The 17434-nt window shown below is 70.5% G+C and carries 15 protein-coding genes and 4 pseudogenes; 11 read left to right on the forward strand and 8 right to left on the reverse strand.

All coding sequences use genetic code 11. The annotated features are described in order from the left end of the window. A pseudogene (locus P3T29_RS00005) lies at positions 1-229 on the reverse strand (hypothetical protein); the annotation flags it as partial. 116 nt (positions 230-345) lie between these two features. After that, positions 346-1260 carry a LysR family transcriptional regulator gene (locus P3T29_RS00010; protein WP_280714074.1) on the reverse strand — a complete coding sequence of 305 codons (915 nt, stop codon included), beginning with the start codon at positions 1258-1260 and terminating at the stop codon, positions 346-348. A 137-nt stretch (positions 1261-1397) separates the two neighbouring features. On the opposite strand from P3T29_RS00010, the gene P3T29_RS00015 reads away from it, so the two are divergent. Together P3T29_RS00015 and P3T29_RS00020 are read left to right on the forward strand one after the other, a co-directional pair. Further along, entirely contained in the window at positions 1398-1811 is a 414-nt protein-coding gene (locus P3T29_RS00015; protein WP_280714075.1) for a nuclear transport factor 2 family protein, read from the forward strand. A 349-nt stretch (positions 1812-2160) separates the two neighbouring features. Further along, positions 2161-2334 (forward strand): annotated as a pseudogene (locus P3T29_RS00020) (VOC family protein); the annotation flags it as partial. A gap of 314 nt (positions 2335-2648) precedes the next feature. Here P3T29_RS00020 and P3T29_RS00025 read toward each other — a convergent pair. Both P3T29_RS00025 and P3T29_RS00030 read right to left on the reverse strand, forming a co-directional pair. Continuing rightward, positions 2649-2969, reverse strand: coding sequence for a hypothetical protein (locus P3T29_RS00025; protein WP_280714076.1), 321 nt, complete (start codon positions 2967-2969; stop codon positions 2649-2651). Between the two features lie 128 nt (positions 2970-3097). Continuing rightward, positions 3098-3586 carry a hypothetical protein gene (locus P3T29_RS00030; protein WP_280714077.1) on the reverse strand — a complete coding sequence of 163 codons (489 nt, stop codon included), beginning with the start codon at positions 3584-3586 and terminating at the stop codon, positions 3098-3100. Positions 3587-4734: 1148 nt separating this feature from the next. Between P3T29_RS00030 and P3T29_RS00035 the strand changes: the two genes are divergently transcribed. Further along, a complete protein-coding gene (locus P3T29_RS00035; protein ID WP_280714078.1) occupies positions 4735-5310 on the forward strand; it encodes a hypothetical protein in 576 nt (191 codons plus the stop codon). 131 nt (positions 5311-5441) lie between these two features. Here the strand turns inward: P3T29_RS00035 and P3T29_RS00040 are convergent, their stop codons facing one another. Beyond that, the gene (locus P3T29_RS00040) at positions 5442-6113 is read right to left on the reverse strand and encodes a hypothetical protein (protein ID WP_280714079.1); all 672 of its coding nucleotides are present in this window, start codon (positions 6111-6113) and stop codon (positions 5442-5444) included. Positions 6114-6975: 862 nt separating this feature from the next. Here P3T29_RS00040 and P3T29_RS00045 point away from each other — a divergent pair. The 3 genes from P3T29_RS00045 (at position 6976) to P3T29_RS00055 (ending at position 10717) form a co-directional block, all read left to right on the forward strand. Then, positions 6976-8259, forward strand: a complete 1284-nt coding sequence (locus tag P3T29_RS00045; RefSeq protein ID WP_280714080.1) for an aminotransferase class I/II-fold pyridoxal phosphate-dependent enzyme — start codon at positions 6976-6978, stop codon at positions 8257-8259. Positions 8260-8427: 168 nt separating this feature from the next. Next, positions 8428-9408, forward strand: coding sequence for a GNAT family N-acetyltransferase (locus P3T29_RS00050; protein ID WP_280714081.1), 981 nt, complete (start codon positions 8428-8430; stop codon positions 9406-9408). A gap of 1027 nt (positions 9409-10435) precedes the next feature. Next, entirely contained in the window at positions 10436-10717 is a 282-nt protein-coding gene (locus tag P3T29_RS00055; RefSeq protein WP_280714082.1) for an HU family DNA-binding protein, read from the forward strand. 102 nt (positions 10718-10819) lie between these two features. On the opposite strand, the pseudogene P3T29_RS00060 reads toward P3T29_RS00055, so the two are convergent. After that, a pseudogene (locus tag P3T29_RS00060) lies at positions 10820-10957 on the reverse strand (amino acid transporter); the annotation flags it as partial. Between P3T29_RS00060 and P3T29_RS00065 the strand changes: the two are divergent. Both P3T29_RS00065 and P3T29_RS32650 read left to right on the forward strand, forming a co-directional pair. Then, positions 10913-11653, forward strand: coding sequence for an ArgP/LysG family DNA-binding transcriptional regulator (locus P3T29_RS00065; protein WP_280714083.1), 741 nt, complete (start codon positions 10913-10915; stop codon positions 11651-11653). The pseudogene P3T29_RS00060 and the gene P3T29_RS00065 sit on opposite strands and share 45 nt — an antisense overlap. A 112-nt stretch (positions 11654-11765) precedes the next feature. Beyond that, positions 11766-12080, forward strand: a complete 315-nt coding sequence (locus P3T29_RS32650; protein ID WP_348532777.1) for a hypothetical protein — start codon at positions 11766-11768, stop codon at positions 12078-12080. A 120-nt stretch (positions 12081-12200) separates the two neighbouring features. On the opposite strand, the gene P3T29_RS00075 is transcribed toward P3T29_RS32650, so the two are convergent. Together P3T29_RS00075 and P3T29_RS00080 are read right to left on the reverse strand one after the other, a co-directional pair. Continuing rightward, positions 12201-13313, reverse strand: coding sequence for a hypothetical protein (locus P3T29_RS00075; protein ID WP_280714084.1), 1113 nt, complete (start codon positions 13311-13313; stop codon positions 12201-12203). 328 nt (positions 13314-13641) lie between these two features. Further along, positions 13642-13839: pseudogene (locus P3T29_RS00080) on the reverse strand (sigma factor); the annotation flags it as partial. Between the two features lie 187 nt (positions 13840-14026). On the opposite strand from P3T29_RS00080, the gene P3T29_RS00085 reads away from it, so the two are divergent. The 3 genes from P3T29_RS00085 to P3T29_RS00095 all read left to right on the forward strand — a co-directional run bounded on the left by P3T29_RS00085 (position 14027) and on the right by P3T29_RS00095 (position 17339). Beyond that, a complete protein-coding gene (locus tag P3T29_RS00085; RefSeq protein WP_280714085.1) occupies positions 14027-14959 on the forward strand; it encodes a CAP domain-containing protein in 933 nt (310 codons plus the stop codon). Positions 14960-15627: 668 nt separating this feature from the next. Further along, positions 15628-16470 carry a papain-like cysteine protease family protein gene (locus tag P3T29_RS00090; RefSeq protein ID WP_280714086.1) on the forward strand — a complete coding sequence of 281 codons (843 nt, stop codon included), beginning with the start codon at positions 15628-15630 and terminating at the stop codon, positions 16468-16470. A 14-nt stretch (positions 16471-16484) separates the two neighbouring features. Next, entirely contained in the window at positions 16485-17339 is an 855-nt protein-coding gene (locus tag P3T29_RS00095; RefSeq protein WP_280714087.1) for a hypothetical protein, read from the forward strand. Positions 17340-17434 lie beyond the last annotated feature (95 nt).

Raw genomic sequence — 17434 nt, forward strand, 5'->3', positions numbered from 1 at the left:
TGGTGCTCAGGGTGACAAGAGCCGTGTAACGGGAGACTGTTACGCACGGTTCTGCGGGAGCCGGAGGGGGAAGTTCCCTCCGGCTACCCGACCCGACGAGCTTCGTACCGGGCCGCTTCGCGGTGAAGTCGCGGCCGATCAGGTCGGGGGCCGGGGCGGCCTTGGTGTCCTGTTTCGTCAGGTGGCGGCGCCTGCGGCGGGTGATACCCCGGATGTCGCGCTCGCGCATGATCCGCTCGACCTTCTCGACAGGGTCAACTGCCCGGAGTGGTTGATCGGGGGCCGGGGCTCTGGTCCCGATCGGGTGCAAGCACACGCAGGTTCGAATCCTGCCTTCTCCGCCACCTAGCGCGGATCAGCCGGGTTCACCAGCCGCTGGCTTTCGCCTGCCTGTCGGCCGGCGAAGGCGCGGAAGCGACGGCCGGCCGGCGAGGTAGGCCGCTCCTGGTGCCAGAGCAGGCCGATGCTACGGAACGCGTCCGGGTCGGTGAGAGGCACCAGCCGCACGCCGGGCTGGGGCGCGCCGCCGTCCCCTGCCGGGACGACAGCCACGCCGAGCCCGGCCCCGACCATGCTACGGATCGTGGCGACCTCGCCGGCTTCCATCACCACTGAGGGCGTGACGCCGGCCCGGTGGAAGATCTGGCAGGTGATCTGCCGCAGGCCCGCCGCCTGCCGCATGATGATGAGGCGTTCGTCCACCAGCTCGGCCAGGCGCAGCGCCGTACGGTCCGCCAGGGGGTGGCCGACCGGGACGGCGAGTTGCAGGCGCTCCTCGCGCAGCGGCAGCCAGCCCCACCCGGCGCCGGACGGCCGCGGGCTGGTGAGGCCCACCTCTGCGGAGCCGTCCTGGAGCAGTTCCAGCACCGTGGTCGCGGACTCCTGGTGCAGGGTGAACCGGGCGTTGGGCGACTCGCGTTGGTAGGTGCCGAGCAGTTCGGGCAGCAGCCAGCCGCCCAGCGAATGCAGGAAAGCCAGCCGCAGGGTGTCGGCGGGCGGTTGCAGCAGGGCGGCGATCCGGTCCTGGGCGGTGTCCAGTTCGTCCAGCGCCCGCTGCGCGTGGCGGCGGTAGACCCGGCCGTAGTCGTTGAGCCGCAGCCGGTGCTGGTCGCGGTCGAACAACCGGGTACCGACGCGTCGCTCCAGGCGCCCGATGGCCCGGGAGAGTGTCGGCTGCGAGGTGCCCAGTAGGGCGGCGGCGTCGGTGACGTGCTCGGTCTCGGCCACGGCGAGGAACCAGCGCAGCTCTTCCACGGTCATGGCGGCATTATGCACGCGGCGCATGAACTCCAGGTCGGGGCGGCATTTCCGTTTCCCCGCGGCCCCCAGGATGCTGGAGCCACGGGCGCCCGGCCGACAGGACAGAGCACGCACACGACTTCCCGGAGGACCGTCAGATGTCCGCTACACCCAGCACCAGCACCAGCACCACATCGGCGCTCGCACTCGCACTCGCAGAGCAGTTCCGCACCGTCCTGGGCACCGCCGACTGGGAGTTGTTCCGCTCGCTGCTCACCGACGACGCGACGTGGACGCTGCCCGGCAGTAACCGGATCTCCGGCGAGGCGCGCGGCGCGGACGCCGTGGTCGAGCGGATCCGGCTGATCGCTGGCTACGGCGTGAACTTCGAGCTCCAGCGCGTCCTGGTCAGTCGGGACAACTTCGCGCTCTCGCTGCACAACACCGCCGAGCGCGACGGTCTGGTGCTCGACGAGTACCTGGCCACTGTCTGCTTCGTGCGCGACGGGCGGATCGGCGCGATCGAGACCTACCTCTCCGACGTGCCGGGCATGGACGCGTTCTTCGTCTGAGGCCCTCCCCAGGCACCTTGGACTGCTGGTCAGCCCAGCGGGCCGTGCCGGCCGCGATCGCTTCCAGGGCTTCGGCAGCTTCGACCCAACGGCCGGGCTGCTGCGGGTCTTCCAGTGGGCTGAGCAACAGGTCGTGGATCAGACCGGGACGTTCGGGCTGGGTGAGCGGCGGCGGGCCGACCAGTTTGAACGTGGCGGGCAGCGGCGGTCACCGAGCCGCCGGTGCCCGCCGACGGGTACTCGCGGCAGGTGTCTACTGGTAGAGATCGTTATTTGGTGGGTATGGATGACGAGGCGTTGATGCGGGGCCGGGTGTACGGACCACGACGACCCGGACCCCGGACCGCAGCCGCCCGCCGACCTGTGCGACCGAGCCCTGGCCCGGCTGTTCCCCGAGGCACCCAAGGACACGGACCGGTGGCCCACCCTGCTCTGGGCCACCGGGCGCGCCGAGCTGCCCACACACCCTCGCCGCGCATTCGACCGCTGGCACAGCGCTCCACTGCGGGACGAAGAGGTCTGAACTGTTCAGTCCGCCGCCCGGCCACTGGGGCTACGGCTCCGGGGGCCGCTGTCATCAGTCGGGGGCTGGTCACAACTGGTCCTGCTGGGAGCCCCCGACAAGTGGGAGCTGCGTTGCACGCACCTTCGTGTGTGCCAAGGGCGGGGACGGCCTCGTGGGGATCTTCCGGTAGGCAGCGCCGTCAGCGGGGTATGCCGAAATTCTGCCGGGCGCCGGGGCACGTTCTCCATCCGCGACTGGGGACGTTCACGTGTGCGCCGACACCCCATCACTCGCCTCAACCAGGATGCACTGAACGGGGCTTCGAGAACCGGCTACAACTCCACTCCTGTCCGGGAGCCCGCGAGTTGACCCGATTCGAAGGGGTTGAGGATGAGACGCTCGTCGGCCCCTTCGGCGATGACGTTGACCAAGACGGTGCTGTCGTCCGCGAAGCGTAGAGTGAAGACCGGATCGAGCTGCATCAGAAGGTCGAGGCCTTCTCTGTGAGGCTCCGACAGGGGAGTGTCGGACATCGCGACGCCCTTCCAGCCGCCGCTGACCGCCGAGACTGTGAGGGTCACACGGAACCTGCCCAGGTATGTCGATGGGTTGGCCCACCATTCGAGCGTCGCGGTGCCGTCATAGCTGTCCATGCCGCAAGTATGGCGGGGAGCGAATCTCCAGCAGACTCAACCACGACCCGCATCCCGGAGGAACCTCATGCCCGTTCGCAGGTCGCAGGTCGCAGGTCGCAGTGCCCGGACCGACCAGGTACGACCTCTCACGCGCTTCTTGAACCGGCCTTGCGGCCCGCTTTCCACGTCTGCTGTATCCGGGTCAGTTTGAGGGCGAAGTCGGGGTCCCGCCCGATGTTCTGCGAATCGTAGGGAGCCGGGAGTTTGAAGGGGCGCCCGTTGGACCGCGTGATCCGGATCCGGGTGATGGTGTTGCCAAGCCCCCACTCCGTGACCTCGTCCACGCTCTGGATCTCCGCCCAGGAGCAGCGCCAGTGCCGCCAGACGCTGCTGGCGTGGATGCCGTGGTCGTCAACGCGGGTCGAACCCCTTGCCAGGCCGACTGCCAAGGCGCCCAGCACCAAGGGCGTGAAGCCCAGCGTGCCCCACGTGCCGGCCGCCTCGGCGATCCGGTGATGCACGACGAGGACGCCGCAGTACAGCATGACCGCCAGCGCGCCCGCGCCCAGAGCCAGGGCAGAGCCCACAACGCCGCGTCGCTGCCGCCGGGTGTACCGAAAGACCGTCTCGCTCACCGCTGGATTGTGACAGGTACGGCACGCGGGGACGAGAGTGCCGGTCGCACTGGTGCGCGACAGTGCCGCCGACAACCCGGCCGTCCCGGTTCCGGTCCTGCCGTTTGACTTCGGTCATCGAGACTCCACCGCCCGCGTGCGCCATCACCTGCGCGTGGGATTTCTGAGCGAGTAGGGTCCGGTGCTACAACGGCAGGCGCAGGAGGCAGGATGCGGGGGCGGATCGGCCGAGTGCTGTGGCTTCTCGGCGTGGTAGCCGTCGGGGCGCTCGTACTCACGCTCGCGGTGGCCGACCTTGTGGCCTTCCTTACGAGCTACTCATCGTCGCTCGGTACCTACACGGGCCAAGAGGACGACAGGGCGGCGGCAGTGAGGATGCTCCTGTGGGGCGTTCTCCCATGCCTGATGTTGGTCGTGGTACTGATCCGGGCGGAGCTTCGAAGAAGCCGACGGAACCGTGCCACAGCCGTGTCAGGTTGAGCGGGAATCAGGGGCGTTGAACAGCACGCGCTACCTGCGGCTGGACGACCCGCCGCAGGTAGCGGTGCCCCGCGCCGTCCGGCGCCCTGCGGCCGTCATACGTCCTGACGGTCTACCCGCGGAAGCGGCCCACCGGCTCCGCCATCATCCTGGAACGACACGGCCTCGCCGCGCACCCCCGAGCGCGGCGAGGCCCTGCACCCCCCAACAGTCGGCGTGCCGCGCCCGGTCCCGTCCCGCCCGCCCAGCCTCCGCACACGACCGCACGGCCCACGGCCGTCCCCCGCACCGGAATGGATGCCGCGACGCGGCACGGAAAGCGGCTGTCCCTCCTGGCGGGCCTGATGCACAGTGGGCACAACGGCACCGGACGACGCAGGGAGAGGAACGCACCATGAACACCATGGACACCGCCACCCGTGGCCAGTCGTATGAGCGTTCCTCACGTTCCCAGCGCAGTCAGGGACTTCGCGCGGCGTGGTGACCGTGCGCTTGCCGAAAACATCATCCGCCCTGCTCAGGCAGTGTGTTGGTACTCGTGGAGGAGGCCGCCGAGTCGGTCGGTTCGGCGTATGTCGGGGCGGGCGATTTGCTGCAGGTTGGACAGCGTGGTCGTCACCACCCGCCCGACCACCCCGCTGACTTGCCCCCTCCTACGATTGCAAACCGTGGACGCCCCCGAGATCCCCGCCGATCTGATCACCCTCGAACACGCCCGCGCCGCAGCCCTGGAGGAGCTGCTCAGCTACTCCGACGGGATCTCCGCGCAGCGGGGCCGAGTTCCCCGATCCCGAGCAGGGCATCGAGCGGCGGAACTGGCCGACGGCGCCGCGCTGCTCACCGAGATCGGGGCGTTCGGGGCCGGCGGATGGGCGCACTACGAGCCTCGGGCCGGTGATCCGCTTGGCTGTGTCAGTGAGGGTGTGGGCTGTGGACCGCCGGAGGGAGCGTCGGCCCGGAACTCGGCAGAAGGTGGGGGTCGGGGCCCGGCAGCTTTGCCAAGCCGGCGGCATGAACCAACTGACGTTCGAGGCAGCGTCTTCGGCTGGTGGCTCCGAGGGACGCTCGGCAGTGTCGCCCTGTCGGGCGAGGAGATGATCGATGCCAGCGTGCCCGTGCCGGTGTCCGGGCTCTTGCTGCAGGGCATCTCGTCCGCGCAACGTCTGAACCAGGCTCTGGACCGGCTCGGGTGGCCGCGCCGCAGGCCCGAGGCAGCTATCCGGTCGGTGACCGCGGCCAGGTAGACCTGGGCAGGTGGCGGCCGACGCGGTCAACGCGTTGGCGGGCCTGTTGGACCGGCTTCCCCCGAGTCGCCGCGTAACGTCTGAAACAGGCCGGACCTCCGTAACGGCGGTCCGGCCTGTGGCGCCCTGGGCTACCCGCCGGGAGTCACGGTCGGGACCGAGGCGGTCCGGTCCACAACGGCCGATGCCGCGGAACGCCGCGATCCCAGGATGCCGACGGCGAGGTACCAGAGGAGCGGCAGCACGAGGGGAACGAAGAAGACACCGGTCAGGCTGCCGAGCACCGCGACCCAGCCAGTGTGCGCGACCCAGCGCGGCAGGACCCCCGTGCGCAGCACGGCGACGGACACGGTCGCGATCACAGCAGCGCTGGCCAGGCCGAAGACGATGAACAGGAGTGGGAATTCCAGGTCCATGACGATCCGGATCACATCTCCGTTGGGCACCGGCTCGTTTCCGAACGCCACCGACCCGGCTACGACGGCGCCCGCTGTCGAGCCGGCGGCTATTCCGGCGGCGCCGAGGACACCGAGATGTGCTGTGAGCCGTCCGGCCATGGGCTGGGACGCGAACCAGGACCGTAGCCCTGTGGTGAACCATACGAAGGCCAGGGCAGCGAGGACGAGCAGCCAGGCGCTGATCAGGAGCTGAGCTCGGTGGCCGCTGTCGGACAGATAGTTCACGTACTTCTGCGCGGCGCCTGCGTCCGTATCGCTCGACTTGATATTCGGCGTGTTGATCATCAGGACGCCTACGACGAACAGGACCACGAACGCGATTCCAGCGCCCATCGAGCGGCGCAATTCGCCAGTATTCATGCTTCCGCCTCCGCTTGCAGCGTCGCGCGACCTCACAACCCGACAAGTTCAGTCTCCCCGCTGTGGGCAGAATGCGATATTTGTCGACCGCTGTGGCGCACCGTTTCTGGAGCCACCCTGGCAGGAGCGCGTCACTGGTCCTCGTTCGGGCGACCGGAGACCGTGAAGGGGTGACCTGGGGGCGGTGGCGGGTGTTGAAGGGGCGTGACGGCGATGACGAGGGCATGGCGTCCCGTGGCCGCGCGCGGTGAAACGGTTTTGCAGCTGCCCGACGAACCGATCTTCAACGAGCTCGCGCGGCGCTGGTCCACAGCGGGGCGGACTGTGCCGGGCCAGGCGGACCCGCAGTGGACGGCCCTGGTGGCCGGTTCGCCCTGGCGGCCGCGTTCGCGGCGCCGTCCCGTCCGGCAGGGCCGGGCGGCAGCTGGTTGGGCCCTACCCAGCCCGGCCCCGGCTGAGGGGGCTCAGAGACCTCAGTGCGGGCACCAGGCACTGTGACGCTCGTAACGCAGTGCCAAGGAGCGCGAGGCGAGTTCGGCGAAGATCGGGTCCATCGGCCAGGAGGGTCGGCGGGCTCGCCATTCGCCAGCGCCGCGCAGTACTGCCGATCCGCCGCAGGAACTCGAGCTGGCCGGCCGGCTGGAACCGCGGCGAAGCAGGGTGGTCCGCTGTCCGGCGGATCTTGCCGGGGTAGGGGTGCGGGGTCTGGTGCGGCACGGGCGGGCATGGGGTCTTCATGACGTCGCCTAACGCCCGCAGGGCGCCCGGCTCCCGGGCCGTCCCCGCGCCGGTTTGTATTCTCGGCAGGCGCCACCCCGTCGATGCGGCACCTGTGAGAGGAAACAGCATGACCACCGAGCTGAGCCCTGATGCCCTGACCGGGCTCCTTGAGCGGGCCCGCCAAGACTACCAGGACCTCACGGGACGCGGGCTCTCGCTCGACCTCACCCGGGGCAAGCCGGCACCGGAGCAGCTCGACCTCTCCGAGGACCTGCTGAGCCTGCCCGGCGGGCGGCACGCCTCCGCCGACGGCACGGACGTGCGCAACTATGGCGGTCTGCAGGGGTTGCCCGAACTCCGGGAGATCTTCGCCGGGATGCTCCAGGTGCCGGCGGGGCAGCTGCTGGCGGCCGGGAACTCCAGCCTCGAGCTGATGCATGACTGCCTGGTGCACGCCCTGCTGAGCCTGCTGCCGGGCGCCGAGTCGCGCTGGGTGGAGCAGGAGCGGATCGCGTTCCTGTGCCCGGTACCCGGCTACGACCGGCACTTCGCGCTCTGCGAGCGGTTCGGGATCGACATGATCCCGGTGCCGATGACCGCCGAGGGCCCGGACATGGAGGTCGTGGAGCGGCTCGTCGCCGAAGACCCGACGATCAAGGGCATCTGGTGCGTACCGAAGTACAGCAATCCGGACGGCGTCTGCTACAGCGACGCGACTGTGGCGCGGCTCGCCTCGATGAGCACCGCCGCATGCGACTTCCGGATCTTCTGGGACAACGCCTACACCGTCCACCACCTCACCGACGAGCCCGTCGAGATCGCCGATCTGCTCGCCGCCTGTGCCGGGGCCGGGAACCCGGACCGGGCGTTCGTGTTCGGCTCCACCTCGAAGATCACCTCGGCGGGCTCGGGCGTCGCTTTCTTCGGCTCGTCGCCCGCGAACGTGCAGTGGCTGCTCGGCAACAACGCCAAGCGGTCGATCGGTCCCGACAAGGTCAACCAGCTGCGGCACGTCCTGTTCCTGCGGGACGCCGACGGGGTGCGAGCCCACATGGAGCGCCAGCGTGCCCTGCTGCAGCCCAAGTTCGAGGTGGTGGCGCGGATCCTGGACGCCGAGCTCGGCGGGACCGGGCTCGCGACATGGACCTCGCCCAAGGGCGGGTACTTCGTGACCCTCGAGGTGCCGGACGGCTGTGCCAAGGAGGTCGTACGCCGTGCCGCCGAGGCGGGCATCGTACTGACCCCGGCCGGCGCCACGCACCCGTACGGCGACGACCCGCGCGACGCGGTCATCCGGATCGCGCCCAGCTACCCTCGCCTCGCGGAGCTGGAGCAGGCGATCGAGGGGCTCGCCGTCTGCGTCCGGCTCGTGGGGTACGAGCTCGGCCACCGGCTGTACGCGCAGCGATGACTTTCCGAGCCCGACAGGACCCTGCTGCGGGGATTCGGTCCGCCTCGGCACCCCGGGGCCTGTTGCACGGGAGACATGGGGCGTGGAGGGGTGTCGGCGGACGTTTCGCTTCGCCGTGCGGCGCCCCTGGTGGTGTGATGAAACCGGGGGCGCGGGAAGGAGAGAGCGATGACCTCACCGGCAGCGGAGCGGAGGACTGTTGCGGGCCCGGTGTCAGTGCGCCCGCTGGGCGAGGCGGACCTGGACCGGGCGGACGAGATCTTCAGGGTCGCCTTCGGGACGTTCCTCGGAGTCCCCGAGCCGGAGACGTTCTTCGGGAGTGCCGAGTACGTCCGCACCCGCTGGGCGGCCGATCCGCAGGCGGCCTTCGCCGCGACGGTCGACGGCGAACTCGCGGGATCGAACTTCGCCGCCAACTGGGGCAGTGTCGGGTACTTCGGACCGCTGACCGTGCGTCCGGATCTGTGGGACCAGGGCATCGGCAAGCGCCTCATGGAGCCGGTCATGGACTGCTTCGACACCTGGGGAAACCGCCACCTCGGCCTGTTCACCTTCTCGCACAGCCCCAAGCACCTTGAGCTCTACCGCAGATACGGTTTCTGGCCCCGATTCCTCACGGCCGTCATGAAGAAGCAGGTCGCGGGCAGTGCGACGGTCCCTGGCCGAGTGCTGTACGGGGAGGTGCCCGCCGCCGAGCGGCCCGACTGGCTGGATGCCGGTCGGGAACTGACCGGGGCGGTGTACGAGGGCCTGGACCTGGAACGCGAGATCGTGGCCACGCACGTGCAGGGACTTGGTGACACCATCCTGCTCCAGGGCGGCGGCTCCACACTCGACGGCTTGGCCGTCTGCCACTGCGGAGCCGGATCGGAGGCCGGCGAGGACGTGTGCTTCGTCAAATTCGGCGCCGTACGCCCCGGCCCGGAGGCCGCCGACCGGTTCGAGCGATTGCTCGACGCGTGCGAGCGGCTGGCCTCCGAGCGCGGCCTGGGACAGCTGGACGCCGGAATGAACCTGGGCCGCCCGGATGCCTACCGGCGAATGGCCGACCGTGGTTTCCGCACCTGGTTGCAGGGCGTCACCATGCACAGGCCCAACGATCCCGGCTACAGCCACCCCGGCGCCTATGTGATCGACGACTGGCGTTGAGACCATCCGCAGGCCCGGGGAGCTTGGCCGGGGCCGCTCGATGGCGGTGGAGGAGCGGAGATGATCGACCAGCTCAGGCAGTCGCTGCGGGCCCCGCCGCACCGGGCCCGTCCCCGGCCCGCACCGGTACCCAGGGACGCGAGCACGGGCGCACCCAGAAGCACGATCACGGGTGCCGGGAGGATGCGGCTGAGACCGGCCCGAGGTGCGTTTCCGCGATGCACAGGCCCGCAAGCCGGGCCGTCAATGGTGCCGAGTTTCCTCTTCCCCCGCTGTCACCGGGCGGGGTGTCGGGCATGACGTGCGGATTCTGCAGCTGCTCGCCTGCACCGGGGTCGCGATGCCCGCTCAACTCCATGCCTGGCTCACCCCGACGGCGAAGAGCACCAGGACGGTACGCCGCCACCTCGGCACGATGGCCCGGGCCGGCTGGCTGATCAGCAAGATCGCCTCCTACGACCACTACCGGACCGCCGCACCCCGCCCCACCAGCTCCCGGAACACCGGCAGCAGCCCTGGACCGCGTCCGTTCACATCCGGTTCGCAGTGGACCCTTCGATGTGGGAAGCAGGACGGGCCGTCACCGATGCGTTGGTGGCGGCCTGTTGTGATCGGGGTTGTTCATGCGGCCAGGTTGGCGAGGGCCTGGCGTGCGCGCTGGGTGGTGCGCTCGGCGCGGTTCTTGAGGCGGAGCGCGCGGATGAGACGGCGTGGAGACGGCGGCGGTCGCGTCGTTCGGACATGGGCACCCTGCCCCCCTCCCGCCCGTCCACGCCAGCACGGGCCCGCGACACGCCGCCCGCCACCCACGTTCAGTACAGCGGCTGCGTCATCGATGCGACTGGCGCTCGATCCGGAGCCCCGCGTCGAGCTGCTGCCCGCTGCTCATCTCGCCGGGGTCCTGGCGGGGCGTGTTGGACGCATGTTCGCCGTTTGGGGGACGTGGGAGTGTCGGGCCGGGCTGTTGCCGGTGTGGCCTGGGAGCATGCGGGGAATCAGAAGACCCCTCGATCGAAGGTTTGTACACATGAACCGCAGTGAACTGGTGATCGCGATCGCCGAGCGCGCCGAGGTGGACCGCAAGGCCGCCGACGCGGTCCTGAACGCCTTCGCAGAGATCACGAGCGAGGTCGTCGCCAAGGGGGACGAGAAGATCACCATCCCCGGCTTCCTCGGCTTCGAGCGGACCCTGCGCGCCGCCCGCACCGCACGCAACCCCCAGACCGGCGACCCCATCGACATCCCGGCGGGGCACAGTGTCAAGGTCAGCGCCGGCTCCAAGTTGAAGGACGCGGCGAAGGGCAAGTGACACAAGTCCAGGGGCTGGTAACCGCAGTTCCGTTCTGATTTCTCTGCCCGCTGTTGTCACGCGGACCGCGTGAGCCGCTCGGCCGTCGGGAGTCTGCGGACGTCAGACCCCCGTGGCCAGGGACAGGCCGGTGAACAGCATTGTCGTGGCGACCAGGGCGACCAGGGCGTCCAGGACGCGCCAGGAGGAGGCACGGTGGAAGAAGCCGGCGAGCAGGCGGGCGCCGAAGCCCAGCGCCGCCAGCTCGCCCGCCTGGAGGGCGACGCACGTGACGCGCTCGGGATGGCCGAGAGTGGAGAGGGCGCCGAGCCGTCGGGCCCCTCCTGGCTGCCGATCGCGGTCAACGCGGACTCGCTGGCGACCTGGTTCGTACCCGCGCTGGCCTCACTCGCGCGGGACGCGCGGATCCACGTCGACCTGCGCCGCGAGGACGAGGCGCACACGACCGCCCTGCTGCGCGCAGGCGAGGTGATGGCGGCGGTCACCTCCTCGCCCGATCCGGTAGCGGGCTGCTCGGTGCGCCGGCTCGGCGCGATGGTCTACCTCCCGGTCGCCGCGCCGCAGTTCGCCGCTCGCTGGCTCGACGGCGACGCGGCCCTGCTGCTGCCGAACGCCCCCGTGGTCTGCTTCGACCGTCGCGACGAGCTGCAGGACGCCTTCGCCAACGAGCTGGCGGATGGTCAGGGAGCCAGCCTGCTGAGGCACTACGTCCCGTCCAGCGAGGGCTTCGCCGACGCGGTGACGGCTGGCCTCGGCTGGGGCCTCGTCCCTCGCAGCCAGGCCGAGCCCCGGCTGCGCAGCGGTGCGCTGGTCCAGTTCCTCCCGGGCCGCACAGCCGAAGTTCCGCTCTACTGGCAGCAGTGGCGCCTCGACTCGCCCGCGCTGGCGGCGGTCGCCACGGCGGTAGCGGCGGAAGCGGCGCGGACCCTGCAGTAGTCGCACTGCCCAAGCAGATCAGGAGTCGCCCCACGAGGCCTGGCGGCGCGACCTGCCGGGCTCGGAAAGTCATCGCTGCGCCTGGGTTCCCCTGGAGGTCTCCGCCGCCGACGTGCGCGAGTACGGCAAGGACTTCTGGGACGACTACGCCGCCACCCCCCCCGCTCACGATGCTGCGCTGCCGCGCCCGACCCCCGAGCGGCCCATCCCCGGTTCGGCCGAGGACGGGCCGCCATCCGGCACCAGGTCGGCACCCTGGACCTCGCCTGCGGCACGCGCGGAGCCCTTCGCTCCGCACTGTCCCACCCGTCCGCGCCTTCTCCCCGTCGCAGGCCAACCCCCTCTGATCGGCTACATCGAGAAGAGCCACCAGGGCGCGGGCCAGGAGACGACCTCCACCTCCAAGCCGGGGGAGAAGCGGGGCTGAGCCGTGAACTGAGCCAGTGGGTTCACCGGGAGCAGCGATCGGAAGGGGGCGGGGCAGCATCGGCTCCGCCCCTTCGCTGTCCCCGTGCCGGTCCGGCGTCCAGGGAAGAAGGACGGCGGCCTACGGGGCGGCTGCCCCGCGAACTCGGTGTGCCAACTGGGCTGTGGATATGGCGAGCACTGCCTCCTGAGGGTCGGCAAGGCCGAGCAGGACCGGGGCCTGACCGCAGGCCAGCGGCCATACCGCCGTCCCGGTTGGCCGCTCCCGCCGGGTCGGCGCGCACACCACGTTGCCGTCGAGGACCGCCGGTGGGCCCAGCGTGGCCAGGTTCGCTTCGCGCACAGTCGGGCGGCGCAGCCGCCAGATCGCCGTCAGCCGGCGGTCCGTCAGCACGTACACGGAGCTGGCGACTCTTGCCCGGCGCAGCAGGGGGCCGCCGATCGTCGCGGCCAGTCCGACCGCCACGGGTATCGCTGTGGTGGCGGGTTGGACGGGAGCGGGGAAGTCCCAGTTGACCAGCACGGCCGCGAGGGTGAACAGCACTGCGGCGAGCGCCTGCCGGGCGTCTCGCGGCCCGTACCACCAGCTCACCTTCGCCGGGCGGCCCGTCCACAGCACCCTCTCGCCGGGGGCGGGAGTGAAACCGGGCGGCAATCCTCCCAGCGGTGTCACGGCCTGATCCCCCCGGTCGGCCCCGGCCGCCATCGTCTGCGCGGCTTGTGTCACCGTTCGCCGCACCGCTTCGGCATCGGTCAGCGCGCGGAGCCGGGGCATCCACCCGGCCACCGGCTGCGACCGGAAGCTGTCGGCCACCAGCTCGAACAGACTGGTCGGGCGCGCGGAGCGGAACACCAGGTCGCAGCCGCGCACCACCGGCTCCGGCAGCTGGTCGAGCCACCACGAAGCAGTGCCGTCGGTGCTCGACACCACCACCCTGAGATCCGTCACACGGTAGACCAGGCTCCGCCGGACCGCCGGACGTACCCGCAGCAGTCGGCGGGCATCGAGCAGCAACTGCGTCCACCAGCCGGACAGGAGGACCAGCACCGCGGCCCTCACCGACCATGGGACGCCTGCCTGCCAGGTCACCGTTGCATACGCGACCGAGGCGACCGCCATGACGGACAGGGCGGCGAGCCCGAGCCATTCGGACACGCTCCGCCCACCGCCGTCGGACCGCTCCGTCCACAGCAGGCGTTCGCCCGGCAGCAGATCGTCGGACACCGGCTCCATGGCGCTCCTTTCAGGTATGAAAGGGCATATCGTGGCATCTGGCCTGGCCGGCCCTTCAGGGGGCCCACAGCCGACGGTGGTCCACGGGGCGCCCCGGGCGCCGCCGCAGAACCGAGGGGAGGCAGACCCGGCGCATGCCCACCGCAGCGCGATCACGGAGGGCGCCAACCATCGCTCGCATGACGCAGCGCGCTCCGGACAGCAAGACCGGCCAACCTTCCTCACAGCGGTGATCCCGGGGACGACGCGGACCTCCCGCGCCTTCGGCACCCGCAGTGCACCCAGGACAGCGGCCGGGAGGCGAAACCCCGCCATCCCGCGATCGGCCGACGCGGGGGTGGGCGCGGCCTAACCGGATCATGGTCTCCTGCACCACGTCGTCCACGTCCGGGCGGCCGTTCATCGCGCGTCCGACGACGTTGTACACCAGCGGCAGGTATCCGGCGATCAGCCGGTCCCGGGCCTCTTCGTCCCCGGCGCGCGCAGCCGCGACCACCTCGGTGCCTATGCCGCCCTCCCTGTACATCCGCTGTCCTCACAAGTTTCGACCGCACGGACCCCCGTGCCTTTGGAGACCCCTCGCGGCGCGGCGGACAACGGAAATCCCGCCGTGGATTCCGGTCGGGGTTTTCTCGTTATCCCGGCCTCGTCCGGCGGTCTCCCAGGGCGTCGGAACGAACACCGGCGCGAATCCGCCCAGGAAGCAGACCAGTATGAACGACGACCTCACGACGCCCCTACCCCGCGACCTCGGGGAAGGGCCCGGGCACGGCCCGGTGACCGGCGAGGATCCAGCCGCAGCGGCGGCCGGCGCGAGGGCGCGCCGCCGGGGTTCCCGGCGTCGTGATGCCGGGTCCGGCCGGCGCCGGGCCGCGGTGATCTCGGCGGCCGCCGCGCTCGTCGTGGCCGCCGTAGCCGGACACGGCGTCATGTCCGCCGCCCACTCCAGCGCCGGGAACGCGGCGGTGGCGGTGGCCGCAGGCGACCTGCCACCGGCGCCGACCACCCCGGGTACGCCCGCCGCCCTCTCCTCCGCCTCCACCACCGCGTCCGTGCCGGCCTCCGCCAGCCCGTCGGCCCCGGCCGGCAGCACGGCACCGGCAGCCGGCTCGCCCTCCGCCGGCGCCGGCACCTACCGGAAGAAGTCCGCCGCCCGACCCACCGCCCGACCCACCGCCACACCGACCGCCACGGCATCCGACGACAGCCGGCCCGGCGGCACCGCAGCCGTCACCACCGCGCCACCGGCCACCGGGACCGCCGCACAGTTCGCCCGGCAGGTCGCCGACCTCACCAACACCGAGCGCGCCAAGGCCGGCTGCGGCCCGCTCACCGTCAACCCGCAGGCGCAGACCGCCGCCCAGGTGCACTCCGACGACATGGTCGCCCGCCACTACTTCGACCACCCCGACCCCGAAGGCCACCACGCCGACTACCGACTGATCGCCGCGGGCTACAGCTTCAGCTCCTGGGGCGAGAACATCGCGTACGGGCAGCCGGATCCGGCCGCCGTGGTGGACGAGTGGATGCACAGCCCGCCCCACCGCGAGAACATCCTCAACTGCACCTTCACCGTCATCGGCGTAGGCGTCAACTTCGGCGCCGACGGCCCCTGGTGGACACAGGTCTTCGCCACACCCGCCTGATCGTCACCCGCCCGACCGTCACCCGCCTCCGGCGTCGGCCGGGAACCCCCGCACGGCCCACCCGATTTCTCGGACACAGGGCTTCGCCCGCACCCCGGGCGTCCACGGATCCCCCTTCCCGGGCCGCGCCTGCGCTCGCGCCAATGCGAGCTGCCGACCCGGGTACTCGGACCGCCCCGTCCAGATCTGCGACGAGGAGACGGCGACCGGGGCGTTCGGGAGCGCCCCGGTGGCGGTCGGGCCGGGGCGCGGTGTTGCTGCTCGCCGTTGCCCACCTGTCACATCGTCAGGACGTCACAGCCGCCCACCTCTCGTGAATGCTTACCGCCGGTGAGCGTCGCGCGGTTCGCGCCATAAGTAGTGGCTATGCATTGGAAAAGTCTGCTTCTGGGTCGTCATGCACAGTGATATTGCACCTACTGTATGCAATTGCACATGCTGACATTCAGTCTCACGGCGACCGGCCCATGATAACAGTTCCATAACATTGGACTAGACCACAGTGCCTCATCAGTCGCAACTGGCGGAGAATCAACGCACTCTGATGATCCGTCACCTAGATGCGTCGGGGGCAATTCTTCCCGCGCAGACCAGTGGTATCGACAGCCGGTCGGCTCTGGCAGACTTCCCCGCATTCGCTCATCTGACGGGGAATGAGATCTGACTACATGCACAGACTCCGTAAATCACCGCGCCGGAAAGCCCTGATAGCCACGCTCGTGGCGGCGTTGTGCGGCGCGCTCATACTGGGCACCGGCGCCTTCGCCGAGGCCGGGACGATCACCGGCACGGTCATCGCCGGACAGGGCAACTACAGCACCATCAACCAGCGCACCCTGCCGTCACTGTCCTCCCAGCTCGTCGGCACCTCGGCGATCGGCGACCGGATACCGATGATCTGCCGCACCAACGGGGACACCGTCGAGAACGACCCGTGGTGGATCTGGTCCGGCACGTACTACATCGCCGACGCGTTCATCGAGCAGGACACCGGCAACCTGCCCGTCTGCAACTCGGTCCGCCCGACCAGCTGGACGGCACTGAACATCACCATGCAGAAGCAGGCCCAGGACGAGTGGTGCTGGGACGCCTCCGGCCTGACCATCGCCAACTACTGGGGCTACACCCAGTACAGCCAGTACGACTTCTGCCGCCTTGCCGCACAGGGCAGCCGGCTCGACTGCAACGATCAGCCCGCCACCCTCGACGACATGGCCAACGGCCTTTCCCACGTGGGCTTCCGCAACAGCGGCTACGACCTGAGCCGCAGCGCCTCCTTCACCGAGACCAGCAGGGAGATCTCGTCCGGCCGCCCGTTCGCGGTGCGGATCGGCTGGTCCACCGGCGGCGGCCACATGAACGTGATCTACGGCTATGACAGCACCAGCGGCATGATCGCGGTGGGCGACCCGTGGCCCAGCACCCAGACCTACACCTGGTGGAACTACAGCACCTACGTCAGCAACAACGAGTTCCAGTGGACCCACTCCCGCATCGGCATCCACGCCTGAGGAGGCGACCGACCATGCAGACCCTGCGATCCCTCGCGCGCGCCGCCGTCCTGGCCGCCGCCGTCCTCGCCGCCGCCTGCGGTACCGCCCCGGCGCAGGCCACCGACGGCTCCGACGTGCCCGACTACGCCGCCGCTCAGCAGACGCTTGACTCCGGCCAGGTGCACGACACCGTGTCACGGTTCCTCAACGCGGCCGAGCACACCACCGCACCCGCCACCGACGGCGGTTCGGTCGGCGCCCCGCGCGCCATGCCGAACACGGCCGGCCCGGCGCCCGGTTTCGACCTCAAGGACCCGGTACCGCTCTACACGCTCACCCCGGACTTCGTCACCGGCAAGGTCCCGGCCACTTCGCAGAACGCGCTCCGCCTGTCCTACCTGGTCTCCCGGGTGTCCGCCGCCGACGGCCACCAGGCGGCCGTGCTGCTCGCGCCGCAGTCCAAGGGACCCGGCTGGCAACTGGCCGGCATCCGGGACGGCGACGCCGATGTCAGCCTCGCCGAACGCGGCACCCCGCAGGCCCGCACCTTCAGCGAGCCGCAGATCCACGCCTGGTACCGGCTGACCGAGAACGGCACCATCGAGCCGCTCAACCAGGAGGCGATCACCAGCCTCGGGGGCAAGCACAGCCTCGCACTCGCCGCCTACCAGAAGCTGGTCACCGCCCGGTACGCCGACAAACTGCCCGGCTCCGACTATGACCGTAAGGGGCTGGCCGGCGGCTACGGCCTGGTGGCGCAGGACCAGCCGAAGTCGGCCTCCCCGGCTTTCTCCTGGCAGCCCGCCGCAGGTGGCGCCGCCGCGCTGGCGGCGGTCGGGGGTGGCGCGTTCTATCTGCGCCGCCACCGTGGGCCGGCCGCGAGCTGAGCCGGCCTGGCTGCTACTGCTACCGCGCTTGTGTTGGTGGGGCCTCAGCTCCTGGGCGGTTTCCAGGGGCTGTGGCCCCACCTGCGCGTGCCGAC

The sequence above is a fragment of the Kitasatospora sp. MAP5-34 genome (assembly GCF_029894335.1).
Taxonomy (GTDB): Bacteria; Actinomycetota; Actinomycetes; order Streptomycetales; family Streptomycetaceae; genus Kitasatospora.

What these genes read in the sequence shown, in the direction of transcription:
- P3T29_RS00090 (WP_280714086.1), top strand. Translation starts at nt 15,628, where the DNA reads ATGCACAGACTCCGTAAATCACCGCGCCGGAAAGCCCTGATAGCCACG.
- P3T29_RS00015 (WP_280714075.1), top strand. Translation starts at nt 1,398, where the DNA reads ATGTCCGCTACACCCAGCACCAGCACCAGCACCACATCGGCGCTCGCA.
- P3T29_RS00025 (WP_280714076.1), bottom strand. Translation starts at nt 2,969, where the DNA reads ATGGACAGCTATGACGGCACCGCGACGCTCGAATGGTGGGCCAACCCA.
- P3T29_RS00010 (WP_280714074.1), bottom strand. Translation starts at nt 1,260, where the DNA reads ATGACCGTGGAAGAGCTGCGCTGGTTCCTCGCCGTGGCCGAGACCGAG.
- P3T29_RS00075 (WP_280714084.1), bottom strand. Translation starts at nt 13,313, where the DNA reads ATGGAGCCGGTGTCCGACGATCTGCTGCCGGGCGAACGCCTGCTGTGG.
- P3T29_RS00095 (WP_280714087.1), top strand. Translation starts at nt 16,485, where the DNA reads ATGCAGACCCTGCGATCCCTCGCGCGCGCCGCCGTCCTGGCCGCCGCC.
- P3T29_RS00050 (WP_280714081.1), top strand. Translation starts at nt 8,428, where the DNA reads ATGACCTCACCGGCAGCGGAGCGGAGGACTGTTGCGGGCCCGGTGTCA.
- P3T29_RS00055 (WP_280714082.1), top strand. Translation starts at nt 10,436, where the DNA reads ATGAACCGCAGTGAACTGGTGATCGCGATCGCCGAGCGCGCCGAGGTG.
- P3T29_RS00085 (WP_280714085.1), top strand. Translation starts at nt 14,027, where the DNA reads ATGAACGACGACCTCACGACGCCCCTACCCCGCGACCTCGGGGAAGGG.
- P3T29_RS00045 (WP_280714080.1), top strand. Translation starts at nt 6,976, where the DNA reads ATGACCACCGAGCTGAGCCCTGATGCCCTGACCGGGCTCCTTGAGCGG.